Source organism: Vibrio sp. V42_P2S4T144 (assembly GCF_009904715.1).
Lineage (GTDB): Bacteria > Pseudomonadota > Gammaproteobacteria > Enterobacterales > Vibrionaceae > Vibrio > Vibrio alginolyticus.
The window spans coordinates 1-2,519 of sequence record NZ_WXWS01000348.1 but is presented as its reverse complement, the minus strand read 5'-3'; the positions used below and the strand labels follow the sequence as shown (position 1 = coordinate 2,519).

Here is a 2,519-nt window from a genome sequence, read left to right as displayed (position 1 = left end):
GTGCCTATTACCACTAAAATTTACTTCACCACTGAGCTAATAATATGGTAAGCAGCCTCTACTCTTTCTGCATTAGGGTAGTTTTTATTCGCCAGAATCACTATGCCTATTTTTTCAGAGGGTACATACGCGACATATGCCCCAAAGCCACCTGTTGAGCCCGTTTTGTTATACCAAACGTCACGACCGAGAGTACCAGATACACTTGCTTGAACCGGTTTAGCTTTGAGAATTACATCGCTGGAGTTACCCTTCAATAATTGCGAAAGTGAAACGGGGTAATCATAACCCTCCCATCCTACGGCTTGTGTAAACGTGTCGGTATCAAAATACTTAGTATGAGTTCTCTCTAGCGCATTTTCTATATCAGTATTAAGTTGCGCTTGACCCATATTTGCTTCGATATATTGAAGCATATCTAAGCTTGTTGATTTAATACCATAGGCTTGTGCATCAAGAATACCTGGATTAACTCTAACGGGTTTTCCCTCAGAACTATAACCAAAAGCATAGTTGTTAAGCTTATCCTTTGGTACATCGACAAAGGTATTGGTCATACCGAGCTCAGGCAGGATGACGGTTTCCATCATTTCCGTATAGTCTGACTTCATACTCAAGGCACCGATGTAGCCAAATAGACCAATACTAGGGTTTGAGTACTTCCTCTTAGTACCGGCTTCGTACTCCGGTTTCCACGTTTTGTAGTACTGCATCATTTCAGCGTCGTTCGTTACTTCGCTAGGGAATTGCAATGGTAGACCACCTGCAGTGTAGGTGGCGACATTAACTAGCTTGGTATTACCCAGAGCACTATTCTCTAATTCTGGAATATAATCTTTGACCTTGTCATCCATGTCTAGCTTACCTTTTTCTTGGGCGTACCCAGTCAAAGTAGCAGCAAAAGTTTTACTGATAGAGCCGAGTTCAAAAATTGTGTCGTTGGTGACTAAACTCCCCTTACTTACGTCAGCCAAACCGTAATTATAAAAATAACGTTTACCATCAATCGTTACTGCAACAGCCAACCCCGGAATGTCGTATTCGTTGATTAATCCTTTAGCGCATTCATCAACTACGCTCTTTAATTGACTGCTAACCGTTAACTCCGTTTTCGCAAACGTGACGAAAGAAGTGAGCGATAAAATGGCCAGCAAGGCATTGTTTAACTTCATTGAACCCTCAATTTTTTAATTTTAACTTATAATTAATTTCTAGTTTATTCCAAGGCTTTTAACTTTTTATATAAAAGTAATCCTGACTTGAAGAACTCCAATCGTTAACCCTCGATGAATAACACTGTGTCTTCAAATTTTTAGTGCGATATAAACAGGTCTAAACCTGATCACCGTTGATAGGTAGGCCGGTTAGATACGAATGTAAGTAACATCCGTTTCCAAAATGGGGAAATAGTGTACTCAATTACGCTTTCTCCATATCACGATAACGGTATACTAGGTAGATATACTTGGTATATACAGATCCACATCCTCACAACGCTTTAGAACCACTTTTCAACGTCTACAGAGAAAACGATGCCATTTTCACTACACTTCGAAACTGGAAAAGTCACCAGCCAACAACTTTACTCCGAGATATACCAAGGGATATTAGAAGGCAGATTACGATCAAATGAGAGATTACCGTCAACCCGCATACTGTCGAAAAAGTTAGGCATAGCAAGAAACACTGTCATTTCGGTGTATGAGCGACTTCAGTTCGAGGGGTGGATAGTAAAAAAGGCAGGATCTGGCACGTACGTAAGTAATGCTCTAGAACAAACGGTGAATCAAGATAAGAGACCAATAAAACACTACCAACTAGGGGTGTTTGGCACTAACGCATCGAAGAAGCCAGAGATCATCGCACCAAAGAATCTAGACTATGACTTCACTTTAGGCGTTCCTGATCATCAGAGAATAGCAAAGCATATTTGGCGACACTCAAGACTGAGTAGGCTCAATGCATTAACTCCAGAGTTTGCACATGGCGGTGATTTACAAGGGTTAGCTTGTTTACGAGAGTCTATCTGCGAGTATGTGAGACACTCGAGAGGCGTAATCTGTGACCCTGAAGACATCATCATTACTCAAGGGTGCCAGCAGGCAATAATGACGACTCTCCTTACATTACTCTCTCCCGGGGATCTCGTGTCGACGGAAGATCCAGGATATCCTGTTTTTCGAAATCAAGCTCGATTACTTGGCGCGCAAATAGGCTCCGTGCCGATGGACGACCAAGGTGTTGTCGTTGAATCAATCGCTTCTAATGCCAAAATTATTTATACAACGCCTAGTCATCAGTTCCCTTTAGGCTTTAGCTACTCAGCTGACAGGAAGTTAGAACTGCTGAGATGGGCAGAAGTTAATAACGCAATCATTATCGAAGATGATTATGATTCGGAATATCACTATCTCAATACCAGTAAGAAAGCTCTCAAGTCACAAGACAAAAATGACTGCGTCGTTATGATAGGCAGTTTCTCTAAAATACTATTTCCCGGCATACGCATTGGCTATATG

Annotated in this window: 2 protein-coding genes; one reads left to right on the top strand and one right to left on the bottom strand. The window is 41.4% G+C overall.

Translation table 11 applies throughout. The features are described from left to right. Positions 1 to 20: 20 nt before the first annotated feature. Positions 21 to 1,172, bottom strand: coding sequence for a class C beta-lactamase (gene ampC, locus CAG68_RS12080; RefSeq protein WP_005373435.1), 1,152 nt, complete (start codon positions 1,170 to 1,172; stop codon positions 21 to 23). A 360-nt stretch (positions 1,173 to 1,532) separates the two neighbouring features. Here ampC and CAG68_RS12075 point away from each other — a divergent pair. Further along, on the top strand, positions 1,533 to 2,519 hold a 987-nt coding region (locus CAG68_RS12075), incomplete at its 3' end, for an aminotransferase class I/II-fold pyridoxal phosphate-dependent enzyme (RefSeq protein ID WP_161441196.1).

Coding starts and splice junctions, on each gene's coding strand:
- ampC (WP_005373435.1), bottom strand. CDS start 1,172: ATGAAGTTAAACAATGCCTTGCTGGCCATTTTATCGCTCACTTCTTTC.